Consider the following 26,680-nt stretch of genomic DNA (forward strand, 5'->3'; position numbering starts at 1 on the left):
GCGTGCGGGGCCGGGACGAGACCGATGCGGCGCCGGACGCCGGCGGGCGGGAGCGGCCCGGCGGGGTCGACCGCCTCCGCCTGGACCGGCTGCTGGGCGGCGACGACACGGAATGGCTCGTGGAACGGGTGCGCACCCGCATCGCGCGCGGCCGCGACCTCACGGCAACGGTGACGCTGTCCCGTGCCACCGACGGGCAGCGCATGGCGGTGCAGCGGCTGCTGGGCCGGCGCCCCGCAGCCGGGCGGTCGCTGACGGTTCCGCTGGACGCGGTCGACGACGTGCTGCGCCGGTCGGGGGTGAGCCCGCACGGCCTGCGGGCGGCGGTCGAGGAGCTGCGCGGCCCGGTCCCGGTGCACGCGGACACGGCGGCGGTCGAGGCCCGGGCGTGGGACCGGGCGTTCGCCCCGCTGGAGCGGGCGTGCGCGCCGCGCGGGGAACTCGCCGCCTGGTGCGAACGCGTGCGCGGTTCGGGGCTGGTGCGCCGGCTGCTGGGCGGGCCCGACGCCGCCGCCCCGGAGCTGGCGACACTGTCCGCGGTGGTGGAGCACCTGCCGGCGGCGGGCGAGGGCGTGCCCGTGTTCGCCGCCCGGGTCTGCGGCGACGCCCATGCGCTCGACCACGGGCGGCCGTTGGGGACGCTGGCGCTGGGTGCCGCCCGGGCGCTGTCGGGGCTGGATCCCGCCGACGGGGGAACCGGCGGCACGGGGGCGGAGGCCCGGCGGGAACTGTGGGCGGCGGTGGGGCTGCTGCAGGACGACCTGTCGGCGACGGCCCTGGCCGCCGGGCTGGGCGGCGACTCGGCCACCGCCACCGGACGCGCCCTGGCGGAGCTGCGGGCGGCGGGCCAGCCGGCGGTGCTGACGCTGCGCCAGCTGGTGCGGGATCCGCCGCGGCGGCCCGGCGGCGCGGCGCCCGTCCACGTCTGCGAGAACCCGGCTGTGGTCGCCGCGGCGGCCGACCGGTTGGGGCCGTCCTGCCCGCCGCTGGTGTGCACGCGCGGCCAGCCCAACGCGGCCGTGCTCACACTGCTGCGGCTGCTGGCCGGGGGCGGCGCGGTGCCGCGCTACCACGGCGACTTCGACTGGGGCGGTGTGCGTATCGCCAACGCCCTGCTGCGGCGCCTGGCGTGGCGCCCGTGGCGCTACACCGCCGCCGACTACCGGGCCGCCGCGGATGCGGGCGGCGGTGCGCAGCTGGGCGGGACCCCGGTGGACGCGGACTGGGACGAGGACCTGGCGCCGGCGATGGCCGAATCGGGGCGGCGGGTGGAGGAAGAGGCGGTGCTGCCCGGGCTGCTGGCCGACTTGGAGGAGGCCGCCGACCCGCCGAGGTCCCGGTGATCGTGCAGCTACAGCGAGTGAAAACGTTTTCCAGTGGCAGTGGCTACAGGATCGACGGTGCCATCATGGGTGTCGGCGCTGGTGCGGAAATTGGGGAGTACTGATGTCCCGAGGATCGGGCGGGGGCGGTTCCGGTGAGCGCGGCGGGTTCCGGCCGACGGTGCTCGAAGGGGTCCTGGAGCGCATCACCTACGCCAACGAGGAGACCGGCTACACCGTCGCCAAGATCGACAACGGCCGCGGCGGCGGCGGGGGAGACGACCTGACCACGGTGGTCGGCGCGCTGCTGGGCGCCAACCCCGGGGAGTCGCTGCGGCTGGAGGGCCGCTGGGGATCCCACCCCACGTACGGGCGCCAGTTCATGGTCGACGACTACACCACCGTCCTGCCCGCCACCGTCCAGGGCGTGCGCCGCTACCTGGGATCGGGACTGGTCAAAGGGATCGGCCCGAAGCTGGCCGAGCGGATCGTGGGCCACTTCGGCGTGGACGCCCTCGACGTCATCGAGGAGACTCCCGAGCGCCTCATCGAGGTCCCCAAACTGGGCCCCAAGCGCACCAAGCTGATCGCCGACGCCTGGGAGGAGCAGAAGGCCATCAAGGAGGTGATGGTCTTCCTGCAGGGGATCGGGGTCACCACCTCGCTGGCTGTGCGGATCTACAAGAAGTACGGCGACTCCTCGATCTCCGTGGTGCGCAACGAGCCCTACCGGCTGGCCACCGACGTGTGGGGGATCGGTTTCAAAACGGCCGACACCATCGCCCAAGCCGTCGGCATTCCGCACGACAGCCCGGAGCGGGTGATGGCCGGGATCCAGTTCACGTTGTCGGAGTCCACCGACGACGGGCACTGCTACCTGCCCGAAGAGCGGCTGATCACCCAGGCGGTGAAGATCCTGCAGGTCGACTCCGGCCTGGTGATCGAGTGCCTGGCCCGGCTGGTGGCGGAGGAGGGCGTCGTGTCGGAGAAGGTGGCCGGGCCCGACGGAGAGGAGGCCACCGCCGTCTACCTGGTGCCGTTCCAGCGTGCCGAGGACGCCCTGGCCGGGCAGCTGCGGGGGCTGCTGAACGCGTCGGCGGACCGTATGCCCGCCTTCGCCGACGTCGATTGGGACGTGGCGCTGAACTGGCTGAGCCGGCGTACCGGGGCCGACCTGGCACAGGAGCAGCAGAACGCGGTCAAGCTGGCGCTGAGCCGCAAGGTGGCGGTGCTCACCGGCGGACCCGGATGCGGCAAGTCCTTCACCGTCGCCTCGATCATCACCCTGGCCGCCGCGAAGAAGGCCAGGATCACCCTGGCGGCGCCCACCGGGCGGGCCGCGAAGCGGCTGACCGAGTTGACCGGCCACGAAGCCTCCACCGTGCACCGGCTGCTGGAGCTCAAACCCGGCGGCGACGCCTCCTACGATCGCGACAACCCGCTGGACTGCGACCTGCTCGTGGTGGACGAGGCGTCCATGCTCGACCTGCTGCTGGCCAACAAGCTGGCCAAGGCGGTGCCGCCGGGTGCGCACCTGCTGCTGGTGGGCGATGTGGACCAGTTGCCGTCGGTGGGGGCCGGGCAGGTCCTGCGCGACCTGTTGGACGAGCGCTCCCCGCTGCCGCGGGTCCGGCTGACGCACGTGTTCCGCCAGGCGCAGGAGTCGGGCGTGGTGACCAACGCCCACCGGGTCAACACCGGCACCGCGCCGCAGTTCGCGGGGATGTCGGACTTCTTCCTGTTCCCCAGCGAGGAGACCGAGGCCGCGGCCGAGTTGACCGTGGACGTGGTCGCCAACCGCATCCCGCGCACGTTCGGCCTCGATCCGCGCCGCGACATCCAGGTGCTGGCCCCCATGCGCCGCGGCCCGGCCGGGTCCGGAAACCTCAACGGACTGCTGCAGCAGGCGCTGACTCCCGCGCGCGAGGGTGTGGCCGAGCGGCGGTTCGGCGGCCGGATCTTCCGCGTCGGCGACAAAGTCACGCAGATCCGCAACAACTATGACAAAGGCGAGAACGGTGTCTTCAACGGCACCCTCGGCGTCATCGCCGGCATCGACGGCGTGGAGCAGTCGGTGACGGTGCGGACCGACGAAGACGAGGACATCGCCTACGACTTCGCGGAGCTCGACGAGCTGGTGCACGCCTACGCCGTGACGGTCCACCGCTCGCAGGGCAGCGAATACCCGGCCGTGGTCGTGCCCGTCACGACCAGCGCGTGGATGATGCTGCAGCGCAACCTGCTCTATACGGCGATCACGCGGGCCAAGAGCCTGGTCGTGCTGGTGGGGTCGCGCCGCGCGCTCGCCCAGGCGGTGCGCAACGCGGGCGCCGGGCGGCGGTTCACCGCTCTCGCCGAGCGGCTGGCCGATTCCCGACCGTAGTCCCGCCCCGCTGATTCGGTGCGCTGTTGCGCGAAACCCGGTAAGCGGCGGTGAATGTCCCCGATGTCGAAAAACAGGGAGCACGGGGCAGCATTCTTTCGTCTCTATTGCGGCATACAAGACGATTCGGGCGTCTTTCGAGGGAGCTGTGTCGAACTCCCCAATGGATTCGTATAACCGGACAACTGAAATATCCGGGACCGTCCAGTACCGTGATCCGGGTCGGGCAGCGGTACCGCCCCCCTCTCCCCGTGCCGCCGCCCGCAGGCCGGATCCGCCTCCGATCCCTCCCGGACGGCGGTCCGGCCGGCCGGGGCCGCCGCCTTCTCCGCAGCGGGTGCACACGTGCAGCCGTCCGGGTGTCGCGAAACGGAGTTCGGCGGCGGCGCCCGGCCTTCGTCCCGTTCGCGTGAACCTTTTTCCGGGTTCCGCCCCCGAGCGCCGAAGCCGTTGAATAGGCTTGCCTTATGAAGCGGAAACCGGACGGGAATCCGCGGTTCGGCGCAGAGGTCGTGCCCGCATCCGGTGCCGGAACCGGCGTTGGACGCCGACCGGCCCCGGCCGCTGGTACGCGCCGCCGTGGTGCAGCGGGAGGGGCGGTATCGGCACACCGCCCCGCTTACCGCAGCGCTCCCTGCTCCCTCCGGCCCCTCTTCTGGCCGCCGCACCGCAGCACCCTCCCCGGTCGGCCGTCGGCGCGGCAGCCGACCGGCGGTGCAGGCGCGCCGCGATGCAGCCGCACCGGACACGACGCTGCCAGCACTCCCCCCGGACAGCGTCGGTCCGCCTCGGGCGCCGGCCCCACCGGCGCCCGAGGGCTGCGTCAGTAAAGGCGTCCCGCCGGGGAGGCCGTTCCTCCCCGTGCCCCGGCGTCCCGGCGGATACCCGCCCGCCGCTAACCTTGGCGCGTGCCACACACCCAGATCGTCGTCGGTGCCGCGATCGTCCGCGGCGGCGCCGTGCTCGCCGCGCAGCGGGCCCACCCCCAGGCGATGCGCGGGCGCTGGGAACTGCCCGGCGGAAAAGTCGACCCCGGCGAATCCGACACCGACGCCCTCGTGCGCGAGTGCGACGAAGAGTTGGGCGTGCGGATCGCGCCGGTGCACCGGATCGGCGGCGACGTCGCCTTTCCCGAACGCGGCGACGGCTCGACCGCCGTGCTGCGGGTGTGGCTGGCCGAGCTGCCCGCGGACGAGTCCGAGCCCCGTGCACTGGAGCACCTCGCGCTGCGCTGGCTGGACGCCGAATCGCTCGGCGGCGTCGACTGGCTGCCCGCCGACCTCCCGTTCCTCACCGAGATCCGGCCGCGGCTGCTCGGCTGAGGCCGCCGCGGCACCCCGTCGGCCGGGACGTCCCGGCCGACGGAACATCCCTGCCATCCGCTGACCTGGCCGTTTTTCGGCGTACTCGGCAGCGGCCCATAAACTGGGAGAGCGCCGCGGGAGTCGCGGCATTCCCACCACATGAGATCGAGACACTCGCATGTCCAGCGACACGCCTGTCGAAGGCTCCGCCCGTAGGACTGACATCCGCAACGTCGCCATCGTCGCCCACGTCGACCACGGCAAGACCACCCTCGTCGACGCCATGCTCTGGCAGTCCGGTGTCTTCCGTGAGAACCAGGACGTCGACGAGCGCGTGATGGACTCCGCCGACCTGGAGCGCGAGAAGGGCATCACCATTCTCGCCAAGAACACGGCGGTCCACTACACCACGCCCCAGGGCGAAGACGTCGTCATCAACATCATCGACACCCCCGGCCACGCCGACTTCGGCGGCGAGGTCGAGCGCGGCCTGTCCATGGTCGACGGCGTGGTGCTGCTGGTCGACGCCAGTGAGGGCCCCCTGCCCCAGACCCGGTTCGTGCTGCGCAAGGCGCTGGCGGCCAAGCTCCCGGTGATCCTGGTGATCAACAAGGTCGACCGGCCCGACAGCCGCATCGCCGAGGTCGTCGACGACGCCTACGAGCTGTTTTTGGATCTGGACGCCGACGAGTCCCAGATCGAGTTCCCGATCGTCTACGCCTGCGCCCGCGACGGGCAGGCCTCCTTGGAGCGCCCCGCCGACGGGACCCCGCCGGACAACGGCAACCTCGTCCCGATGTTCCACACCCTGCTCGACACGGTGCCGGCCCCGGAGTACACCCCCGGCGCCCCGTTGCAGGCCCACGTCACCAACCTGGACGCGTCGCCGTTCCTGGGCCGCCTGGCGCTGTGCCGGGTGCACCAGGGCGAGATCCGCAAGGGCCAGCAGGTCGCCTGGATCAAGGGCGACGGCACCACGCAGAACGTGCGCATCACCGAGATGCTGATGACCGAGTCGATGGAGCGCAAGCCCGTCGACAAGGCCGGCCCCGGCGACATCATCGCGATCGCCGGAATCCCCGACATCATGATCGGCGAGACCCTCGCCGACCCCCAGGACCCGCACCCGCTGCCGCTGATCACCGTGGACGAGCCGGCCATCTCCATGACCATCGGCACCAACACGTCGCCGCTGGTGGGCAGGGTCAAGGGCGCCAAGGTCACCGCGCGGCTCGTCAAGGACCGGCTCGACCGCGAGCTGGTCGGCAACGTCAGCCTGCGGGTGCTGCCCACCGAGCGCCCCGACACCTGGGAGGTCCAGGGCCGGGGCGAGCTCGCGCTGGCGATCCTGGTCGAGCAGATGCGCCGCGAGGGCTACGAGCTGACCGTCGGCAAGCCGCAGGTGGTCACCCGCGAGATCGACGGCAAGCTGCACGAGCCGGTCGAGCGGCTCACCGTCGACGCGCCCGAGGACTACCTGGGCGCCATCACCCAGCTGCTCAGCGTCCGCAAGGGCCGCATGGAGCACATGACCAACCACGGCACCGGCTGGGTGCGCATGGACTGGCTGGTGCCTTCGCGCGGCCTGATCGGGTTCCGCACCGAGTTCCTCACCGAGACCCGCGGAACCGGCATCGCCCACCACGTCTTCGAGGGCTTCGAGCCGTGGTTCGGCGACCTGCGCACCCGCCCCACCGGTGCGCTCGTGGCCGACCGCACCGGCAAGGCCATGACCTTCGCGATGTTCAACCTGCAGGAGCGCGGCGTGCTGTTCGTCGACCCCGGCACCGAGGTCTACGAAGGCATGATCGTGGGCGAGAACTCCCGCGCCGACGACATGGACGTCAACATCACCAAGGAGAAGAAGCTCACCAACGTCCGCTCGGCCTCGGGCGAAGAGCTGGAGCGGCTGGTGCCGCCGCGCCGGCTGTCGCTGGAGCAGGCCCTGGAGTTCTGCAGCGAGGACGAGTGCGTCGAGGTGACGCCGGAGTCGGTGCGTATCCGCAAGACGGTGCTCGACTCCAAGGAGCGCGGCCGTATGGCCCACAAGAAGCGCGGCTGAGCGACGGGGCCGCTCCGCCCCGGTACCGCGTGCCGGACCCGGCCGCCCGGTCGGTTACGGCACGCGGCTCCGGAGTCCGGGGCTGGAGCGGGCCGGGCGGCCCCGCGAGCAGGGCCGCCGCACCCGGGCGTCCACAGGATCGGGCATTCCGTAGCGCCGCCGGGCCGTCGGCTCTAGCCTTGGAACCGACCACGGTTCCGCGCAGGCCCGGCCTCGGGACCGCAGGCGCGATTCCCGGAGGGGCGAGCCCATGGCACAGCCGCACGCCGTCGTCGTCGGAGGCGGAATCGGCGGCTTGGCCGCGGCGCTGGCCCTGCACCGCGACGGCTGGGCGGCCACCGTCTGCGAGCGCGCCCCCGGGATCGACCCCGCCGAGGTCGCCCTGGCGCTGGCCCCCAACGCCCTGCGCGCCCTCGACACCCTCGACCTCGGCGAAGACGTCCGCAAACGCTCCCCGCACCAGGGAATCGCCGCGATCCGCCGCAGCGACGGCCGATGGATCCTGCGCGTGTCGGCCGAGCGCACCCGCGAACGGTTCGGCGACGCCGTGTGCGTGCTGCGCCGCAGCGAACTGTGCACCATGCTGCTGGATCGGCTGCCCCCCGACGCCGTGCGTACGGGTGCCACGGTCACCGCGGTCGAGCCCGGCGACACCCGCCGCCCGGCCCGCGTGGTGACGAGCGCGGGCGAGCACACCGCCGACCTCGTCGTGCTGGCCGACGGTGCGCGTTCCGCGCTGCGCACCGAACTGTTCCTGGAACACCCCGGCGCCGTCTACGCGGGCTTCGCCTGCTGGAGCGCGGTCGTGCCGCGGCCCGATCCGGCCATGGCCTTCGGCGAGACCTGGGGCCGCGGCGGAACGGCCGGGATCCTGCCGCTCAGCGGCGACCGGGTGTTCTGCTACGCCACCGGAAACGCCCCTGCCGGCGGCAGCAGCACCGACGAACGCGCCGAGCTCGCGGCGCGGGTGGAGGGGTGGCACGACCCGCTGCCGCGCCTGGCCGGGGCCGCGAGCCCCGAATCGGTGGTGCGCTCGGACGTGTGGCACGTCGACACCCCGCTGCCCGCCTTCCACAAGGGCCGTGTGGCGCTGGTGGGTGACACCGCACACGCCATGACCCCCAACCTCGCCCAGGGGGGAGGCCAGGCGCTGGAGGACGCGGTCGTGCTGGCCCACCACATCAGCGGCTCGGTCGCCTACGTCCCCACCGCGCTGCAGCCCTACTCCGACACCCGGCTGCCGCGCACGACCGCCCTGGTGCAGCGCTCGGCCCAGTTGGCCGAGGCGGTGCAGAGCCCGTCGCCGCTGGCCGCCCGCGTGCGCGACACGGCGGCGGCCGCGGTCGGCGCCGCCGCACCCGCACTGCTGGCCCGCTACACCCGCCCCGTCGACGACTGGCAGCCGCCGGGAGTCCGGTAGCGGTCGCGGTAGACGGCCCCGCCGCAGGGTACGCGGCCGGACCCGGCCACCGGGCGTTACCGAGTTGTGTTTCCGCTCGGGGAACCTGGAAGCATCCCCGAACGCCTGAATCGCGAGGTCTGCGGCGAATGGCCGCCGACCGATCCGTCCCCCGACTGGAGAACCGTGCGCAGATGAGCCCGTCGATGCTGTTCGTCGTGATGCTGGCCGCCGTGATCGTCGCCGCGGCCGCGGTCGTAGTGCTCCGCGCGAGGCGCCGCGCCGCGCGGACGCAGGCCCCGTCGTCCCGTCCGGCCGACCCCTTCGCCGACATCGGCGAGACCGAAGGCGACCCGCTGCGCCTCAAAGCCGGGGACATGCTCGATTTCGGCGCCGAGCGCACCTGGATCCGGGGCTCGCTGCGGCTGTCCGAGGGCGGTGCCGTATGGGCCGAGCACTTCCTGGAGGTCGAGGGCGAACGGCGGTGGCTGTCCGTCGAGCAGGACCCGGACCTGCAGATGGCGCTGTGGACCGGCCGGCCCGACCTGGAACTCACCCCCCACGGCCGCGAAGTCGAACTCGAAGGCGTGCGCTACCGGCTCAGCGAGCGCGGCAGCGCCTCCTACCGCTCCGAAGGCACCACCGGGCTGCGCGCCGAGGGCGGCATGGACTACGCCGACTACGAGGCCGCCGACGGCAGCCTGCTGTCGTTCGAGCGGTTCGACCACGGCCGGTGGGAGCCCTGCACCGGAACGCCGGTGGGCCGCGCGGCCTTCACCGTCTACCCCTCCGGGAGCTGACCCGTGCCGACCGCGCTGTCCGCGCCCTTCGTCGACACCAAGGCCGCGGACCTGACCTGGACCCTGGACGCGCCCGCGGCGCCCGCGCTGCTCACCCGCACCCGCCGGCTGGCGGGCTACCGGGTGGAGCTGCGCGTGCTCGGCGCCTCCCACCAAGTGGCGCTGTCCGACGGCGCAGCGGTGCTGACCGAGACCGTGGCCTGCCTGCCGGGCGTCGACGCCGATCTCCCGGTCCGGGCCCGGCCCGCGGTGGCGGGGCTGGACTCCTACGAATTCACCAGCAGTGTGGCCGTACTGGATCGCGCGGCTTTCGCCGAACAGGTGGAGGGCGTGCGCGCGCGGGTCGAACGCGACCCGTGCGGCGTGGCCGCGGCCTTCCCCGGCGATCCACACGCCGTCACGGCGCTGCTGCCGCAGGCCGCCGGAACCGGTGTGCGGTGGCGGACCTGGCACGCCTACCCGCAGACGGCCGAGCTGGTGACCACCACGACCATCTGTGAACGGCCCGTCGGGCGTCACCAACCCGGAAAGGACGCGTGAGTGCCATGTCCGAAGACGGCAGCGCAGCCAAAGTAGGAAAGTACATCCTGATCGTCGGCCTCTTCGTGGGCGTGCTCGTGGTGGCGTTCGCGCTCCCCTCGTCCGGCTCGTCCTGCGGTGACTGGGACGAGGCGGACATCGGGGACCGCCTTGAAGGCGACCGCATCGAGGAGGGCAACGACGGCCGGTCCTACGAGTACGAACCCGACGACGGCGAGTACCGCAAGACCGGCCCCGGAGAGTTCGAGTACGTCGGCTGCTCCGACGGCTCCAGCCACTACAGCGGCTCCAGCAGCTCCAGCAGCTCCAGCGGGTCCAGCGGGTCCAGCGGGTCCGGAGGCCTCTTCCGCGGCGGAGGCCCGGGATCGGGCAAGTGAGCCCGCACCCGCTGCCGCCGTCCGCGCGACCGACTTACCACCACCCCCGACCGTCGCAGTAGACAAGGAATCAGCATGTCCGTCCTCCTCTACGAATCGGGCGCCAGCCTGGCCTACGGTGTCCTCGGCATCGTGCTCATGGTGCTCGGCTACCTGATCGTCGATGTCCTGACCCCCGGCAAGCTGCACGAACTCGTGTGGGTGCAGCGCAACCGCAACGCCGCACTGCTGGTGGCCTCCAACCTGCTGGGTGTGGCCGTCGTCGTGGCCACGGCCATCTACATCAGCACCGGCGCCCTGGCGATCGGCCTGGCGAGCGCCGCCGCCTACGGCATCGTCGGCCTCGTCCTGATGGCGCTGTCGTTCGTGCTGATCGACATGTTGACGCCGGGCAAGCTCGGCGAGGTGCTCACCAGCAGCGAGTCCCACCCCGCGGTGTGGGTCAACGCCTCCGCCCATCTGGCCATCGCACTCATGGTCGCCGCGGCCATCTCCTGATGACCGCCGTGGACGATTCCGCGGCCCCGATCGACAGCGGCCCCCGGCTGCCGGTGCGGCCCCGGCTGGCGCGCCTACTGGTGCTGTTCGCGGTGTTCGTGTGCGCCGCGTGCGGCCTCGTCTACGAGCTCGCCCTGGTCGCGCTCGGCAGCTACCTGCTGGGCGATACCGTCGTGCAGGCCTCGGTCGTGCTGTCGGTGATGGTGTTCGCGATGGGCGTCGGCTCGGTGCTGTCCAAGCGGCTCACCGACCGCCCGGCGTTCTGGTTCGCCATCATCGAGGGGACGCTGTCGCTCGTCGGCGGGCTGTCGGTGCTGGTGCTGTACTCCGCCTTCGCCTGGTTCTCGCTGTACCAGCCGGCGATGGTACTGCTGGCCTCGCTCATCGGCGCGCTCATCGGCGCGGAGATCCCGCTGCTGATGACGCTGATCCAGCGCATCCGCCGCCAGGAGGCCGCCGACGCGGCGGCGGACATGTTCGCCGCCGACTACGTGGGCGGCCTCCTGGGCGGCCTGGCGTTCCCGTTCGCGCTGCTGCCCGTGTTCGGGCTGCTCAAGGGCGCGCTGGTGGTGGGAGCGCTGAACGCCGTGGTGGGCGTGTGGGTAGTGCTGTGGCTGTTCCGCGGGTCGCTGTCGCCGCGCGGCCGGATTCTGCCCGCCGTCGGCCTGGTCGTGGTCCTGGCGGTGCTGGCGGCGTCGTTCGCGCTGTCCGGCCGGTTCGAGGTGAGCGCCCGTCAGGCGCTCTACCGCGACCCGGTCGTGCACGCGCAGCGGTCGGAGTACCAGCAGATCGTGGTCACGCAGAAGGTCTCGGGCGCCGACACCCGGCTGTTCCTCAACGGGGACCTGCAGTTCAGCTCGCTGGACGAGTACCGCTACCACGAGTCGCTGGTCCACCCGGCGATGAACGGCCCGCACGGCGACGTGCTCGTTCTGGGCGGCGGCGACGGGCTGGGGGTGCGCGAACTCGCCGGCTACAGCGACGTCGAGTCCGTCACCCTCGTCGACCTCGACCCCGCGGTGACCCGGCTGGCGCGCACGATGCCCGAGCTCCGCGAGCTCAACGACGACGCTCTGGCCGACCGGCGCGTCGACGTCGTCAACGCCGACGCCTTCACCTGGCTGCGGGACAACGCCCGCCGCTTCGACGTCGTCCTGGTCGACATGCCCGACCCCGACGACACCGGGACGGCCAAGCTGTACTCCACCGAGTTCTACACGCTGGCCCGGCGCGCCCTGGCCGAGGACGGCCGCATGGCCGTGCAGGCCGGGTCGCCGTACTTCGCGCCGGAGGCCTATTGGGGCGTGCGCGCCGGGCTGCGCGAGGCGGGCTGGAGCACCGCCGGCTACCACGTGGACGTGCCGAGCTTCGGCGACTGGGGGTTCTTCCTGGCCGTCCCCGACGAGCGCGGGAAACCCGACGTGGCGCTTCCCGAGGACCATCCGCCGCTGCGGTTCCTCGACGGCGCCACGCTGCGCGCCGCCCAGTCCTTCCCGAAGGACCGCCGACCCACCGGATCGGAACCTTCCACGCTGCTGCGGCCCCGCATGCTGGACTACGAGCGCGGCGCCTGGGAGGGCTACTAGGGCGCAGGGCCGGGGGAGCGGACCGCCGCCCGGAGACCGGACCTCGGAGACCGGAACCCGGCGCCCCGCCCCGGAGCCGCCCCTGCGCGGGGCGGCCCCGGGCCGCTTACCGCTCCGGAGCCGACGCGGGGGTGCGGGTGTTGGGCGGGAGAGGCGTGTCGGCGCCGGTGCGCAGGCCGATCTTGGACCCCAGCCACACCACCGGGTCGTACTGGCGGTCGGCCACGCGCTCCTTGAGCGGGATGAGCGCGTTGTCGGTGATGGCGATGTTCTCCGGGCAGACGTCGGTGCAGCACTTGGTGATGTTGCAGTAGCCCAGACCGAACTCCTCCTGGGCGATGCTGCGGCGGTCGGCGGTGTCCTCGGGGTGCAGCTCCAGCTCCGCGGCGCGCATCAGGTACCGGGGACCGGAGAACGCCTCCTTGTTCTCCTCGTGGTCGCGGATGACGTGGCACACGTCCTGGCACAGGAAGCACTCGATGCACTTGCGGAACTCCTGGGAGCGCTGCACATCGGCCTGGGACATCCGGAAGTCGCCGGGTTCGGAGCCCTCGGGCGGGGTGAACGAGGGGATCTCGCGCGCCTTCTGGTAATTGAAGGACACGTCGCACACCAGGTCGCGGATCACCGGGAAGGTGCGCATGGGGGTGACCGTGATGCTCTGGTCCGGTTCGAAGCTGCTCATCCGGGCCATGCAGGACAGCTGCGGGCGGCCGTTGATCTCCATCGAGCACGAGCCGCACTTGCCGGCCTTGCAGTTCCAGCGCACGGCCAGGTCGGGACACTGGGTGGCCTGGAGGCGGTGCAGGACGTCGAGAACGACCTCGCCTTCGTTGGCTTCGACCTCGTATCGGGTCAGGCCGCCGTCGTCGCCGCCGCCGCGCCACACGTGGAACGTCCGCTTGGTCATCAGTTGTCGTCCTCCTTCGCGGTGTCGGGGCCGTCGGACCGGTTCGCCGGCGGCAGCTCCTCCTCGGTGAGGTATTTGCCGAGCTCGTCGCGGTCGAACAGCTCCATCAGGTCCGGGCGCAGCGGGTCGAGCGGCCGGCGGTCCAGACGGATGCGCCCCTCCCGCAGCGAAACGACCAGGTTCACCCGCCGCCACTCGGCCGACATCGCGGGGAAGTCGTCGCGGGTGTGGCCGCCGCGCGACTCCTCGCGTTCCAGGGCGGCCTTGGCGACGGCCTCGGAGACCAGCAGCATGTTGCGCAGATCCAAGCTCAGGTGCCAGCCGGGGTTGTAGATCGTGCCGCCCTCCGCGCGCACCTCGGCGACACGTTCGCGCAGCTTGTCCAGTGCCTCCAGCGCCTGCTCGATCTCGGTGCCGCGCCGGATGATCCCGACGAGGTCGTTCATGATCTGCTGGATCTCCTGCTGGAGCCCGTAGGGGTTCTCGCCCGCCTTGCGCTCGAACGGGGCGGCGGCTTCGCGCCCCAGCCGGTCGATCACGGCGGGGTCGGTGGCGGGCCGCTCGTCGCCGAGCCCGTCCAGGTAGGCGGCGGCGCCGAGGCCGCAGCGTCGGCCGAACACCAGCAGGTCCGACAGCGAGTTGCCGCCCAACCGGTTGGAGCCGTGCATGCCGCCGGCCACCTCGCCCGAGGCGAACAGTCCGGGCACGGCCGAGGCGCCGGTGTCGGGGTCGACGTCGACGCCGCCCATCACGTAGTGGCAGGTGGGCCCGACCTCCATCGGCCCGGCCGTGATGTCGACGTCGGCCAGTTCCTTGAACTGGTGGTGCATCGACGGCAGCCGCCGCATGATCTCCTCGGCGGGAAGCCGGGTGGACACGTCCAGGAAGACCCCGCCGTGCGGAGAGCCGCGCCCTTCCTTGACCTCGTTGTTGATGGCCCGCGCCACTTCGTCGCGGGGCAGCAGCTCGGGCGGGCGCCGGTGCCCGGCGGGGTCGGCGTACCAGCCGTCGGCCTCGTCCTCGGTCTGGGCGTAGTGTTCGCGGAACACGTCGGGCACGTAGTCGAACATGAACCTCCGGCCCTCGGAGTTGCGCAGCACACCGCCGTCGCCGCGCACCGACTCGGTGACCAGGATGCCGTTCACCGACGGCGGCCAGACCATGCCGGTCGGGTGGAACTGCACGAACTCCATGTTCAGCAGCCTCGCCCCGGCCCGCAGCGCCAGGGCGTGGCCGTCGCCGGTGTACTCCCAGGAGTTGGAGGTGACCTTGAAGGAGCGGCCGATGCCGCCGGTGGCGAGGACGACAGCGGGGGCCTCGAACACCAGCAGGTCCCCGGTTTCGCGGACGTAGCCGTAGGCGCCGGAGACGCAGCTGCCCTCCTGGCCGGGTTCGCCTTCCAGCAGCAGTTCGGTGACGGTGGTCTCGGCGAAGACCCGCAGCATGGCCTCGGGGTGGCCGTATTCGGCGGCGTCGGCCTGCTGCAGCTGCACCACGCGCTGCTGCAGGGTGCGGATCATCTCCAGGCCGGTGCGGTCGCCGACGTGGGCCAAGCGCGGGTACTCGTGCCCGCCGAAGTTGCGCTGGCTGATGCGGCCCTGGGCCGTGCGGTCGAACAGCGCGCCCCAGTACTCCAGCTCCTTGATGCGGTGCGGCGCTTCCTGGGCGTGCAGCTCGGCCATGCGGGGGCTGTTCATGAACTTGCCGCCGCGGACGGTGTCGCGGAAGTGCGTCTGCCAGCTGTCGCTGCTGTTGACGTTGCCCAGCGACGCGGCGGCGCCGCCTTCGGCCATGACGGTGTGGGCCTTGCCGAACAGCGATTTCGAGATGACGGCGGTCTTCTTGCCCTGTTCGCGCGCCTCGATCGCGGCGCGCAGGCCGGCGCCGCCGGCCCCGATCACGACGACGTCGTAGCTGTGCCGTGTTGTCTCGGACATCTTCCTGACTTTCGGTTGCGCCGGTACCGGATTCCGCCGTGTGCGGTGCGGTGCGCCGGGTACCCGCGGTGGGGGTGCTTGCTGCGGTGCGGTGCCGCCGGGCCTAGTTGAAGATCCGCGGGTCGGCGATGGTGCCGCCGGCCACCAGCGCGACGTAGAGGTCGGTCAGCACGAGCGTGCCCAGCGTGATCCAGGCCCACAGCATGTGGCGGGTGTTGAGCCTGCTGATCCGCGTCCACAGCCAGTAGCGCACGGGCCGGCCGCCGAAGCTCTTGAGCCGGCCGCCGAAGACGTGCCGGCAGGAGTGGCAGCTGAGCGTGTAGAGCCACAGCAGCACGACGTTGGTGAACAGGACGAGGTTGCCGAGCCCGAGTCCGAAACCGCCGTCGCTGCCGTGGAACAGCGCGAGCACCGCGTCGTAGGTGTTGACGAGCGAGATGGCCACGGCGGCGTAGAAGAAGTAGCGGTGCAGGTTCTGCCCGATCATCGGGAATCGGGCCTCGCCGGTGTAGCGCCCGTGGGGCTCGCGTACGGCGCAGGCGGTGGGGGCCTGCCAGAACGACCGGTAATAGGCCTTGCGGTAGTAGTAGCAGGTGAACCGGAACAGCAGCAGGAACGGCAGGCTGAACAGCGCATAGGGCAGGAACCAGGGGAACTCCCAGGGCAGGGTGCCGAAATGCGCCGATTCCGGAATGCACGAGGCCGATACGCACGGCGAGTAGAACGGTGTCAGGTATCCGTAGTCGGCCACCCAGTAGTGGTCCTGCTGCAGTACGCGTACAAGGCCGTAGACCAGGAAGGCCGTCAGGCCCAGCACGGTCCACGCCGGTCCGGACCACCAGCGGTCGGTGCGCAGGGTCCGGGCCCGGATACGGGGGCGCGCGAGCCCGGCCGGCTCCGGCGGGGGAAGCGTCGATGTCATGTCGCAGGGTCTCCATCTCGGCGCGGGCGGCCCCGGCGATGGCGGAGCGCGGGGCGCGCGGGCCGCTCCCGCAGCCGTTTGCTCAGGCAGTGCGGACGGGTCAGGGGTGCCACATTAGGTGGCGTCGATCACAAATTCAGCTCGGAAATTGCGCGAATTGAATGTGAAAAATGCCACTGACTCGTTCAGTGTCCGAGCTTTTGTGCGGGAATGCGATGGAATGAGGTGTATGGGGTTTATGTTCCCATCGGGGTAAATGAAGATTTATGCCCGCTATGACTGTTATGCGAAACTAAGTCGAGCCTTCATGAAGACAACTTATCGAATTGTCGGGGTGGTGCGGTTCGCCGGGGCCGCCGGGGTCCGCCGCGTCAGTCGTCGTGCAGCGACGCGATGACCTCCAGGTCCTCACCCAGCTCGTCGCGCGTGAGGTGGGTCAGGTAGGCCATGAGGTGGCGGCGGAACGCCCGCGCCGTGTGCGTGGGGTCGACGTCCTTGCGGTGGGCCAGCGCGATCGTGCGCAGGAGCCGCGGCTGTGCCAGCGGGGTGCCGCGCAGGCCGGGCCGGTTCTTCAGCACCATGCTGGGCACCACCGCGATGCCCAGGCCGGCTTCGACGAAGCGCAGCACCGCGTCCATCTCGCCGCCCTCCACGGCCAGCCGGGGCTCGAAGCCTGCGGTACGGCAGGCGTGCAGGGTCGCTTCGCGGACGTCGTAGCCGTGCCGGAACATCACCAGCGGCCGGTCGCGCAGCTCGGTCATGCGCATCGACGCGCCCTGGGTGGGCGGCGGCGCGTCGGCCGCGTGCACCACCACCAGGTTCTCCCGCAGGATCGGCGTGGTCGCGAACGCGGGGTCGCTGCTCTGCAGGGGCAGGATGATCAGCGCCAGATCCAGTTCGCCACGGCCCAGCGCGCGGATGAGGTCGCGCGATCCGCTCTCCTCGACCTGGAGGTGGACCCCGGGGAAGCGGTCGTGGAAGCCCGCCAGCGCCTCGGCGAGCAGCCCCGCGCACAGCGAGGGCGTGGCGCCCAGCCGCAGCCGCCCTCGGCGCATGCCGGCCAGTTCCTGCACCTCGTGGCGCGCCGTCTCCATGTCGGCGACGATCCGCTGGGCCAGCGGCAGCAGCGCCTCGCCGGCGGGTGTGAGTGTGATATTTCCCCTGGCCCGGCTGAACAGCGACGCGCCGAGCTCCTCTTCCAGGTTGCGGATCTGTCGGCTCAGACTCGGCTGTGCGACGTGTGCAACCTCGGCTGCGCGGGTGAAATGGCGCGTCTCGGCCACCGCGAGGAAGTACTCCAGCTGCTGAAACTGCATGGCCATAGCGTAGGGCTATCGACACCAGCACTCTGATGACTTAGACGTTCTTCTTTATCAAGACTTAAAGTGACGAGCTGTGGCGAACAGTACCCTGACCAGACAGCGATCGGAGGCACTCGGCTCCACGGTGGCCCTCAAGTCCGCGATGGCGGTCACCGGTGTGATCCTCGTGCTCTTCCTGATCGCGCACATGTACGGCAACTTGAACGCGTTCGCGGGCCAGGAGGCCTTCGACACCTACTCCCACCACCTGCGTGAGCTGGGCGAACCCATGCTGCCCCACGGCGGCTTCCTGTGGATCATGCGCGTCGTGCTGCTGGCGAGCGTCCTCATCCACATCTACGCGGCGGTCGCGCTGTGGCGGCGGGCCGCCCGTGCCCGCCCGGTTCGCTACCAGGTGACCAAGCGTGTGCAGCGGAGCTACTCCTCCTACACCATGCGGTACGGCGGGATCCTGATCGCGCTGTTCACGGTGTTCCACGTGCTGCATCTGACGACCAACACCATCCACCCCGGCGGGCGCTCCGAGAGCCCCTACGAGCGGATGGTCACCGGCTTCCAGCCGGAGTTCTGGTACGTCACCCTCTTCTACGTCGCCGCCGTCATCGCCGTGGGCTTCCACCTGCGGCACGGCATCTGGAGCGCGCTGACGACGCTGGGGGCCAATCGGCAGAGCCGGCAGCGCTCGCTGAACATCATCGCGACGGTGATCGCGGCGGCCCTGACGATCGGCTTCCTGCTCACGCCGCTCTCTGTGACTTTCGGGCTGGTGACTTAAATGAAGGACCTCTACATCGAAGGCGACGAGATCCGCGACGAGAAGGCGCCCGCGGGGCCCGTCGCCGAGCGGTGGGACAAGCGCCGCTTCTCCGCGAAGCTCGTCAACCCCGCCAACCGCCGCAAGCTGTCGGTCATCGTCGTCGGTACCGGCCTGGCCGGAGCCTCGGCCGCGGCCACCATGGGCGAAGCCGGCTACCAGGTGAAGTCCTTCTGCTACCAGGACAGCCCGCGGCGCGCCCACAGCATCGCGGCCCAGGGCGGCATCAACGCCGCCAAGAACTACCGCAACGACGGCGACAGCATCCACCGGCTGTTCTACGACACGGTCAAGGGCGGCGACTTCCGCTCGCGCGAGTCCAACGTCTACCGGCTCTCCCAGGTCAGCGTCGAGATCATCGACCAGTGCGTGGCCCAGGGCGTGCCGTTCGCGCGCGAGTACGGCGGGCTGCTCGACAACCGCTCCTTCGGCGGCGTCCAGGTCTCGCGCACCTTCTACGCCCGCGGCCAGACCGGCCAGCAGCTGCTCATCGGCGCCTACCAGGCTCTGGAGCGCCAGGTGCAGGCCGGCACCGTGGAGATGAACACCCGGCACGAGATGCTGGAGCTGATCGTCGTCGACGGCCGCGCGCGGGGCATCGTCGCCCGCGACATGGTCACCGGCGAGATCGAGACCCACTTCGCCGACGCCGTGGTGCTCTCCTCCGGCGGGTACGGCAACGTCTTCTACCTGTCGACCAACGCCATGGGGTGCAACGTCACCGCGACCTGGCGGGCCCACCGCAAGGGCGCGCACTTCGCCAACCCCTGCTACACCCAGATCCACCCCACCTGCATCCCCGTCAGCGGCGACTACCAGTCCAAGCTGACGCTGATGAGCGAGTCGCTGCGCAACGACGGCCGCATCTGGGTGCCCAACGATGCCGGCGACAGCCGCGACCCGCGCGAGATCCCCGAGGGAGAGCGCGACTACTACCTGGAGCGCATCTACCCCGCTTTCGGCAACCTGGTGCCGCGCGACATCGCCTCGCGCGCCGCCAAGAACGTCTGCGACGAAGGGCGTGGCGTCGGCCCCGGCGGGCTCGGCGTCTACCTGGACTTCGCCGACGCGATCAAGCGCCTGGGCCGCCCCGCCGTCGAGGCCAAGTACGGCAACCTCTTCGACATGTACCAGCGCATCACCGGCGAGAACCCCTACGAGGTTCCGATGCGCATCTACCCCGCCGTGCACTACACGATGGGCGGGCTGTGGGTCGACTACGACCTGCAGAGCTCCATTCCGGGGCTGTTCGTGACCGGCGAAGCCAACTTCTCCGACCACGGCGCCAACCGCCTGGGCGCCAGCGCCCTCATGCAGGGCCTGGCCGACGGCTACTTCGTGCTGCCCAACACCATCAACGACTACCTCTCCGCCGGCCCCTTCGACGAGGTCGACGAGAACACGCCCGAGGCCAAGGAGGCGGCCGAAGCGGTGCGCGCGCGCATCGACAAGCTGCTGTCCATCAACGGCGACCGCACCGTGGACTCCTTCCACAAGGAGCTCGGCCACATCATGTGGGACTACTGCGGCATGGAGCGCAACGAAGAGGGCCTGCGCAAGGCCGTCGAGCGCATCCGCGAGCTGCGCGAGGAGTTCTGGCAGAACGTCCGCGTGCTGGGCGCGAACGAGGAGCTGAACCAGTCGCTGGAGAAGGCCGGACGCGTGGCCGACTTCTTCGAGCTGGCCGAACTGATGTGCATCGACGCACTCCACCGCAGGGAGTCCTGCGGCGGCCACTTCCGCTCCGAGAGCCAGACCGAGGACGGCGAGGCGCTCCGCCACGACGACGAGTTCGCCTACGTCGCCGCATGGGAGTTCGGCGGGACGGGCGAGCCGCCCGTCCTGCGCAAGGAGCCCCTGGAGTACGAATACGTCGAGATGAAGCAGCGGAGCTACAAGTGAACATCACCCTGCGCGTGTGGCGCCAGAAGGGCCCCGACGACAAGGGTCGGATGGTCACCTACAAGGTGGAGGACGTGTCGCCGGACATGTCCTTCCTGGAGATGCTCGACGTCCTCAACGAGAACCTCATCCTCGAGGGCGAGGAGCCGGTGGCCTTCGACCACGACTGCCGCGAGGGCATCTGCGGCGCCTGCGGCGTGGTCATCGACGGCGAGGCCCACGGTCCCGAGACCACCACCACCTGCCAGCTGCATATGCGCAGCTTCTCCGACGGCGACACCATCACCGTGGAGCCGTGGCGGGCCAAGGCGTTCCCGGTGATCAAGGACCTGGTCGTGGACCGCGGTTCCTTCGACCGGATCATCCAGGCCGGCGGCTACATCAGCGCGCCGACCGGCACCGCGCCCGACGCCCACGCCAGCCCGGTGCCCAAGGCCGACGCCGACCGCGCCTTCGACGCCGCCACCTGCATCGGCTGCGGCGCGTGCGTGGCCGCCTGCCCCAACGCCTCGGGCATGCTGTTCACCGCGGCGAAGGTCACCCACCTGGGCATGGTCCCGCAGGGCCAGCCCGAGCGGGAGGCCCGCGTCATCCAGATGGTGAACCAGCACGACGAGGAGGACTTCGGCGGCTGCACCAACATCGGCGAGTGCGCCGCGGTCTGCCCCAAGGGCATCCCGCTGGACACGATCTCCCAGCTCAACCGCGACCTTCTGGGCTCGCTGTCCAGCGGTTCGGCCGAGTAGCGGAGTAGCCGGACGACCGGCGGCCGGTGGTCCGGCGGCCGGGCGGGCGAACCGTCGGCACCGCCGGGCCGGCGGATCCGGTGTCCACCGTCAGGGCCGTCCCGTACCGCGGGGCGGCCCTGAGGCGTTTCCGGGGGCGGGGCGCGTGCGGTCGCGCGTCAGGGGCGCTGGTGGAAGACGTGGGCGCGGATCCAGGCGTGCATGGCGACGGCGGCCGCCGCTCCCGCGTTGATCGACCGGGTGGAGCCGTACTGCCCGATGGACAGCACCGGTTCGCACACCGCCCGGACCTCGTCGGACAGCCCCGGCCCCTCTTGGCCGAAGACCAGCACGCACGCGCGCGGCAGGGGGCAGGTCTCCAGCGGCACCGCCCCGGGAAGGTTGTCGATCCCGATCAGCGGGAGACCGCGCTCCTGGGCCCAGGCGACCAGGCCGGCACTGTCGGGGTGGTGGTGCACGTGCTGGTAGCGCTCGGTGACCATGGCCCCGCGGCGGTTCCAGCGGCGCCGCCCCACCACGTGCACGGCCTCGGCGGCGAAGGCGTTGGCCGTGCGCACCACGGATCCGATGTTGAAGTCGTGGTCCCAGTTCTCCACGGCCACGTGGAAGGGGTGCCGCGTGGTGTCGAGGTCGGCGACGATGGCGTCGCGCCGCCAGTACCGGTAGCGGTCGACGACGTTGCGCCGGTCGCCTTCGGCCAGCAGTTCGGGGTCGTAGTGCTCGCCCTCGGGCCAGGGGCCCTGCCACGGGCCCACGCCGACCCGGCCGCGGTCGGCGGATCCGTCTGCGGAGGCGGGGGCCGACGGGTCGGGCGTCGACGGGTCGGGAAGGGCCTGGTCGGTCACGCCCCCAGCTTAGAGGCGCACCGGGTCCGCCCGTCCCAGGGGTTTCAGGCGCGCGACCGGACGCCGCCCACCATGCGCTTGGCCTTGCGGCGCACGCGCTGGACGGTGGTGCGGGGCGACGCGACCCGGCGGTACTCGGCCATCCGCTGGCCGCGGGGGTGGCCCCAGTCGCCGATGTTGCGGAATTTCCAGCCGGCCACGTTGGCCGCCCACTCCATCTCGTAGGGCCGGTACTGGAACGGGTCCTGCTCCGGGTAGCGCTTCTTGAACGGCTTGTCGAACGGCTCGTCGGCGGGGGCCTCGAAGTAGGTGGCGAAGAACCGTCCGCCGGGCGGCATGACCTTGGCGACGCGGAACAGGCACAGCCGGATGTGGTTCAGCGGCAGGTGCGTGAACACCGACTGGGCGAGGGCGAAGTCGAACTTCACGCCGAAGTCGGCGTTGAACCGCGTGGTGACGCGCAGGTTCTCCTCGGGCAGGCGGTCGCTCAGCCCCGCGGAGGGCAGCTCGTACTCCAGGCCGGCCTTCACCAGCGCCGGGTCGACGTCGACGCCGTAGTAGTTGCCCTGGTCCAGGTAGCGGATGAAGTGGATCCCGCCGCGCAGCGATCCGCAGCCCACGTCGAGAAGCGTGGATCCGGGCGTGAGGCCCTGCTTGACCAGGAAGTCGAACTGGAGCTTCCCGATCTCGTCCCAGTAGGCCCCGACGCGCTTGCGGTGCGCGCCGGCGGCGATGTCTTCCGGGGTGTACTCCTCCAGGTGGCCGTACTTGTTGATGGCGCCGGTCGGTTTGGGCATCGGATACCTCTCCCGGTCGTCGATGTGCCAGCGTTTCGCGTCCGCGGCGGCGGATCGGCCGTGGACCCGCGGGACCGGTCCCATGTACGGATTCGGAACGACCGGAGGCGAAACCTGTGAGGACCCTGTGTATATCCTGAGTATAGCCTGAACGTCCAGTCGCTGGGGCGAGTTCCCGACGACGAACCGGTGTCGCGCGGCTTCGTCGGCGCGTCGGCGGGTGCAACCGGGGCGGGCGCGTATACCGGGTTCACGGAAGACGGCTCGCCGGGGCGGGCGCCGTCCTGACATGCCGGGGGTCCTCCCGTCGGCCGTGCCGGGGAGACCGGAAGGCCGGGGAGCCGAACGGAGGAGCCGCTTGCCCTACTCGGCCGCGGCGCGCCGGCGCGCCGCGGCGAGCAGTGCGAGACCGCGCCAGCCCAGCAGCGTGACGCCCAGGAAGGCCGCCGTCACGAGGAAGAACGCGAACGGGGTGCCGTCGCCTGCGGCGTCGCGCAGTTGCATCCCTCCGCAGACCGTTACCAACCACACGATCCAGCCGGTCGTCAGTAGGTTCTTCGGCGTGCGCCACGGCCGCCACGGAAGCGTCGCCAGCCATCCCCCGACGAGCGCGGCGGCGAAGGGCCAGAGGGTGAGTGCCACCCCGGCCGGCGTCAGCCCCTCCGCGTGGTCGGCGCGTCCGATCACCACGAAGGCGAGGACGCAGACGGCATCGGCGAGGAACGCGGAGAGGGCGAAGCGCATGGTCACAGTCTAGGAACGGAGCGCTGCGCTGCGGCCGGGGCGCGGCGGCGCGGAGCGGGTCGCTATACCCCTCGGGGGAGCCGGCCGGCGTTCTCGGGGAATGGATGCGGATGGGAGACGCCGGCCGGCCTCGCGCACCCGGGCGTAGCGATGCGCGAGACTCCGACGCCCTTGTCGGCGCCGGAGTGCTGGTGGAGCCGCCGGAGGGAAGGCGGATGCCGCGCGACCACCGGATGCGGTGCTCTCTGCGGCGCGTCCGCGACAATTCGGGCCGTTCCCGGCTTTCGTTGCATACCGACGAGCTTCAGCGGCAGCCTAGCCGCTAGGGAGGGCCGAGCCGAACCCCGGTGGCGACCGGATCGGCGAAGCCGCGGGGGTTCTCGCGTTTCGCGGGGGAGCGCTCGTCCGGGGTCGCGGCGCCCGCCGGCCCGGTGCTGCCGGACTCCGGGCGGTCGTCGGCGACGGAACCGGCGAGGCGGATGCGGAGCGGAGCGGCGTGCGGGACCGGTTCCGGAGCGGGAGCCGGGGACCGGGCCGTATCGGAACCCCTCGGCGGCGCCGCGGCCGCGGAACCGGCGCCTCCTGCGGACTCCGCGGAGACGACGATGTCTTGGGGTACGGCGGTGTTCTGGGCGGTCGACGCGGCGCCGCCGAGGACCAGTCCTACGGCGACGGCCGCGGTGCCGAGTGCCCAGGTGCAGAAGGATTGGCGCACTGCTGCTCTTTCAGGCTCGCGGAAGAAGGCGGGTCCCCGCCGAAGAGCGGGGGCTCAGCGGGGACCCGGCCATCGGCCGGCGGCCGCACGCAAAGGAGAGGGACACAGGGCCGCCGCGCCTGCTCACCGACCGTCGGTGAGCGTCGGGAAACCATAGGTCATCGGCGCCCGGTGCGACAGGTCGCCCCGGCGGTCGCGGCATCACCCGGCGTCGCGAACGGCGCCGCGGCGTAGGGGCCTCCGCGTGTCCCGGGGGCCGGTGAACGGGCCGGACGCGCCCCGTGGCCGCGGAACCCTGCGGTTGCGGGGGCCTGCCAGGACCGGTCGCACACCGTAGCTTGCGGCCGCGTGAGTGGCCGGATCCGGTCACCATTGTATGTCAACCGAAGTCGGTCCCATGCGACGTTCGCGATCCCTATGGCGGCCGCCGGCCGTCCGGTGCCGGCGCCGCGCCTGCGGCCGGCTCCCGCCCGTACGGCGGGTGCCGGCCCCGTCACCCCTCGGACCGGTGCGCCCCCAGCGACCGGTGCAGGAACTCCACCTGGAGCAGGAGGAGATTCTCGGCCGTCGTCTCCTCCGAAGCCATGTGGGTGATGCCCGACAGCGGCAGCACCGAGTGCGGACGCCCTGCCGCCAGCAGCGCCGAGGACAGCCGCTGGGTGTGGGCGAACACGACGTTGTCGTCGGCCAGACCGTGGATGAGCATCAGCGGCCGCGCGGGATCGGCCCAGCCCTCCAGCGCCGAGGAGCGGACGTAGGCGTCGGGCCGCTGCTGCGGGGTGCCCAGGTAGCGCTCGGTGTAGTGCGTGTCGTACAGGTGCCAGTCGGTGACCGGAGCCCCCGCCACCGCCGCGTGGAAGACCTCGGGGCGGCGCAGCACGGCCAGAGCCGCCAGGAAGCCGCCGAAGGACCAGCCGCGGATCGCCACCCGGTCCAGATCCAGGCATCCGAAGCGCGCCGCCGCGTCGTGCAGCGCCGCGACCTGGTCCTCCAGCACCGGAGCCGCCAGGTCGCCGTGGACCGCCCGCTCCCACTCGACGCCGACGCCGGGCGTGCCGCGCCCGTCGGCGATCAGCACCGCGAACCCCTGGTCGGCGAACCACTGCGAGGTCGAATACGCCGAACGGCTCCGCACTACGCGCTGGGCGTGCGGACCGCCGTAGGGGTCCATCAGCACCGGCAGGCGCACATGCGAATCGGGGTCGTACCAGGACGGCAGCACCAGCGCCGCGGGGATCCGCCGCTCGCCCGCCGCCCAGAACCGGACGTCGGGACGGGGGAGGTCGGGCACCTGTGCGTAGCTGTCGACGCCGCCGGACTCCTCGGCCGCCACGGTGCCGCCGTCGGCGCCGACGCCGACACCGGTGAGCACCACGGTGCGCACGCCGTAGCTGTCCATGTCGCGGCGCTGCAGCACCAGGGTGCCGCCGCGGAGCCGGCCCGCGACCACACCGCCCCCGGACCCGCCCCCGGCCGTCTCCGGCGCGTCGACACGCGCGGTTGCGCCTGTTCGGGTGTCCAGCAGCCACAAGCCGACCTCGCCGGGCGAACCGGCCGGCGAGGCCGAGTAGAGCACCCGGTCGCCGTCGACGTCGGCGACCGACCGCAGGTAGCAGCCGTCGGCGGGGCCCGCCTCGCGGCCGCCGACCAGCAGCACGCGGTGGGCGTCCCGCTCGCCGCCGCCGATCCACACCGTCTCGCCGCCGGCGGTGAAGGCGGGAACCCCCGGCATGATCTCGACCCAGGCGGGGTCGGTCTCGGTGCGCTCCCGCCGCACCCGCCCGGTGCCCGCGTCGGCGCGCATCAGAACGAGCGTGCGCTGGTCGCGGCTCTGGGCGGTGAATACCACCTCCGGCGCACCGGAGTCCTCGGCCGACCCGGCCGCACCGCCGCCCCCGGTCCAGCCCGCACGGGCCAGGTAGGGCAGCGCCGCGCGGTCCCAATCGATCCAGCGCGGCTCGGCCGCTCCGTCGCCGTCCAGGCTGAGCACCGCCAGACGCACGTCGGCGTCGCCGGTGCCCGCCGCGGGGTAGGCCGTGGTCTGCGCAGCGGCGCCGGGGTTGGCGGGGTCGCTGATGGTCCACCGGTCGACGGGTGCGTCGTCCACGCGCGCCGCGAGCAGCGCCGAACCGTCGGGGGCCCACCACAGCCCCCGGTACCGGCTCATCTCCTCGGCGGCGATGAACTCCGCCAGGCCCCAGGTGACGTCGTCGCCGTCCGGTTCGGCCAGTACGCGGTCGCCGCCGCCGTCCAATCCGACGACGTGCAGCGCACCGCCGCTGACGTAGGCCGCCGCCCCGCCCTGCGGCGAGATCGCGGGGTCGACCACGGGCGCGACCGCGTCGGCGACCTCGCGCGGCGCGCCGCCGGCGTTCAGGTCGACCGTGTACAGCCGTCCCGACAGCGTGAAAGCGGCGCGGGAGAACGCGGCGTCGACCGTGTAGGAGACGATGCCGCCGCCGGTCTCGCGCAGCCGTTCGCGGCGGGCGCGCTCCTCGGCGGGCAGGTCCTCGTCGCCGGTTCCGACGGTGCGCGGGTCGGCCGCGACGCGCTCGTGCCCGCTGTCGGCGTCGCGTATCCACAAGCAGGTCGCGGCGTCTTCGCCGTCCCTGCCGCGCAGGAACGCCATGCGCCGGCCGTCCGGGGAGATCTGGAACGCGCGCGGGACACCGATGGTGAACCGCCGAGTGCGGGCCTGTTGCCGGGGAAAACTCATAGGTCGATTGTGGCGTATCGGCCGCGCCTGCCGCGGACG

General features: G+C 71.8%; 22 protein-coding genes. 13 read left to right on the forward strand and 9 right to left on the reverse strand.

The genetic code is table 11. The features are described from left to right. Positions 1–2 precede the first annotated feature (2 nt). The 10 genes from HNR25_RS15850 to HNR25_RS15895 all read left to right on the forward strand — a co-directional run bounded on the left by HNR25_RS15850 (position 3) and on the right by HNR25_RS15895 (position 12,271). Complete coding sequence (locus HNR25_RS15850; protein WP_184636260.1) at positions 3–1,343, forward strand: TIGR02679 family protein; 1,341 nt, start codon at positions 3–5, stop codon at positions 1,341–1,343. Between the two features lie 103 nt (positions 1,344–1,446). Next, the gene (recD2, locus tag HNR25_RS15855; RefSeq protein WP_184636262.1) at positions 1,447–3,705 is read left to right on the forward strand and encodes an SF1B family DNA helicase RecD2; all 2,259 of its coding nucleotides are present in this window, start codon (positions 1,447–1,449) and stop codon (positions 3,703–3,705) included. Positions 3,706–4,613: 908 nt separating this feature from the next. Beyond that, positions 4,614–5,027: a (deoxy)nucleoside triphosphate pyrophosphohydrolase gene (locus HNR25_RS15860; protein WP_184636264.1), complete on the forward strand. Its 414-nt coding sequence runs from the start codon at positions 4,614–4,616 to the stop codon at positions 5,025–5,027. A gap of 160 nt (positions 5,028–5,187) precedes the next feature. Beyond that, entirely contained in the window at positions 5,188–7,071 is a 1,884-nt protein-coding gene (gene typA, locus HNR25_RS15865) for a translational GTPase TypA (RefSeq protein WP_184636266.1), read from the forward strand. Between the two features lie 250 nt (positions 7,072–7,321). Further along, on the forward strand, positions 7,322–8,491 hold the full coding sequence (locus HNR25_RS15870; RefSeq protein ID WP_184636268.1) for an FAD-dependent monooxygenase: 1,170 nt from the start codon (positions 7,322–7,324) through the stop codon (positions 8,489–8,491). Between the two features lie 173 nt (positions 8,492–8,664). After that, positions 8,665–9,270 (forward strand): DUF4178 domain-containing protein, encoded by a 606-nt coding sequence (locus HNR25_RS15875; protein ID WP_184639388.1) that lies wholly within the window; start codon positions 8,665–8,667, stop codon positions 9,268–9,270. A gap of 3 nt (positions 9,271–9,273) precedes the next feature. Then, positions 9,274–9,810: a DUF2617 family protein gene (locus tag HNR25_RS15880; protein ID WP_184636270.1), complete on the forward strand. Its 537-nt coding sequence runs from the start codon at positions 9,274–9,276 to the stop codon at positions 9,808–9,810. After that, entirely contained in the window at positions 9,807–10,187 is a 381-nt protein-coding gene (locus tag HNR25_RS15885) for a hypothetical protein (RefSeq protein WP_184636272.1), read from the forward strand. The genes HNR25_RS15880 and HNR25_RS15885 overlap by 4 nt, the downstream gene beginning before the upstream one ends. A 75-nt stretch (positions 10,188–10,262) precedes the next feature. Further along, a complete protein-coding gene (locus HNR25_RS15890; RefSeq protein WP_184636274.1) occupies positions 10,263–10,685 on the forward strand; it encodes a DUF350 domain-containing protein in 423 nt (140 codons plus the stop codon). Beyond that, the gene (locus tag HNR25_RS15895) at positions 10,685–12,271 is read left to right on the forward strand and encodes a polyamine aminopropyltransferase (protein WP_184636276.1); all 1,587 of its coding nucleotides are present in this window, start codon (positions 10,685–10,687) and stop codon (positions 12,269–12,271) included. The genes HNR25_RS15890 and HNR25_RS15895 overlap by 1 nt, the downstream gene beginning before the upstream one ends. A 106-nt stretch (positions 12,272–12,377) precedes the next feature. On the opposite strand, the gene HNR25_RS15900 is transcribed toward HNR25_RS15895, so the two are convergent. From HNR25_RS15900 to HNR25_RS15915, 4 genes are all read right to left on the reverse strand, one after another. Next, positions 12,378–13,181, reverse strand: a complete 804-nt coding sequence (locus HNR25_RS15900; RefSeq protein WP_184636278.1) for a succinate dehydrogenase/fumarate reductase iron-sulfur subunit — start codon at positions 13,179–13,181, stop codon at positions 12,378–12,380. Then, positions 13,181–15,118 (reverse strand): fumarate reductase/succinate dehydrogenase flavoprotein subunit, encoded by a 1,938-nt coding sequence (locus HNR25_RS15905; RefSeq protein WP_184636280.1) that lies wholly within the window; start codon positions 15,116–15,118, stop codon positions 13,181–13,183. Before HNR25_RS15905 ends, HNR25_RS15900 begins: the two co-directional genes overlap by 1 nt. Before the next feature lie 103 nt (positions 15,119–15,221). After that, complete coding sequence (gene sdhC, locus HNR25_RS15910; protein WP_184636282.1) at positions 15,222–16,040, reverse strand: succinate dehydrogenase subunit SdhC; 819 nt, start codon at positions 16,038–16,040, stop codon at positions 15,222–15,224. Between the two features lie 371 nt (positions 16,041–16,411). Further along, a complete protein-coding gene (locus HNR25_RS15915) occupies positions 16,412–17,356 on the reverse strand; it encodes a LysR family transcriptional regulator (RefSeq protein WP_184636284.1) in 945 nt (314 codons plus the stop codon). A 79-nt stretch (positions 17,357–17,435) separates the two neighbouring features. Here HNR25_RS15915 and HNR25_RS15920 point away from each other — a divergent pair, with 79 nt between their 5' ends. From HNR25_RS15920 to HNR25_RS15930, 3 genes are read left to right on the forward strand one after another with little or no spacing between them, the layout of a single operon-like run. After that, complete coding sequence (locus HNR25_RS15920; protein ID WP_184636286.1) at positions 17,436–18,137, forward strand: succinate dehydrogenase cytochrome b subunit; 702 nt, start codon at positions 17,436–17,438, stop codon at positions 18,135–18,137. Next, the gene (locus HNR25_RS15925) at positions 18,138–20,078 is read left to right on the forward strand and encodes a fumarate reductase/succinate dehydrogenase flavoprotein subunit (RefSeq protein WP_184636288.1); all 1,941 of its coding nucleotides are present in this window, start codon (positions 18,138–18,140) and stop codon (positions 20,076–20,078) included. It abuts the gene before it with no gap. Continuing rightward, a complete protein-coding gene (locus HNR25_RS15930; protein WP_184636290.1) occupies positions 20,075–20,824 on the forward strand; it encodes a succinate dehydrogenase/fumarate reductase iron-sulfur subunit in 750 nt (249 codons plus the stop codon). The genes HNR25_RS15925 and HNR25_RS15930 overlap by 4 nt, the downstream gene beginning before the upstream one ends. Before the next feature lie 158 nt (positions 20,825–20,982). Here the strand turns inward: HNR25_RS15930 and HNR25_RS15935 are convergent, their stop codons facing one another. The 5 genes from HNR25_RS15935 to HNR25_RS15955 form a co-directional block, all read right to left on the reverse strand. Continuing rightward, positions 20,983–21,579: a TrmH family RNA methyltransferase gene (locus HNR25_RS15935; RefSeq protein WP_312862731.1), complete on the reverse strand. Its 597-nt coding sequence runs from the start codon at positions 21,577–21,579 to the stop codon at positions 20,983–20,985. Between the two features lie 134 nt (positions 21,580–21,713). Further along, entirely contained in the window at positions 21,714–22,466 is a 753-nt protein-coding gene (locus HNR25_RS15940) for a class I SAM-dependent methyltransferase (protein WP_184636294.1), read from the reverse strand. A 363-nt stretch (positions 22,467–22,829) separates the two neighbouring features. Beyond that, a complete protein-coding gene (locus HNR25_RS15945; protein ID WP_184636296.1) occupies positions 22,830–23,210 on the reverse strand; it encodes a DUF3054 domain-containing protein in 381 nt (126 codons plus the stop codon). 322 nt (positions 23,211–23,532) lie between these two features. Continuing rightward, positions 23,533–23,925, reverse strand: coding sequence for a hypothetical protein (locus HNR25_RS15950; protein ID WP_184636298.1), 393 nt, complete (start codon positions 23,923–23,925; stop codon positions 23,533–23,535). A 493-nt stretch (positions 23,926–24,418) separates the two neighbouring features. After that, positions 24,419–26,641: a prolyl oligopeptidase family serine peptidase gene (locus HNR25_RS15955; RefSeq protein WP_184636300.1), complete on the reverse strand. Its 2,223-nt coding sequence runs from the start codon at positions 26,639–26,641 to the stop codon at positions 24,419–24,421. Between the last annotated feature and the right edge of the window lie 39 nt (positions 26,642–26,680).

Origin of the sequence: Streptomonospora salina (assembly GCF_014204715.1) — a bacterium.
In the GTDB taxonomy this organism is placed as follows: domain Bacteria; phylum Actinomycetota; class Actinomycetes; order Streptosporangiales; family Streptosporangiaceae; genus Streptomonospora; species Streptomonospora salina.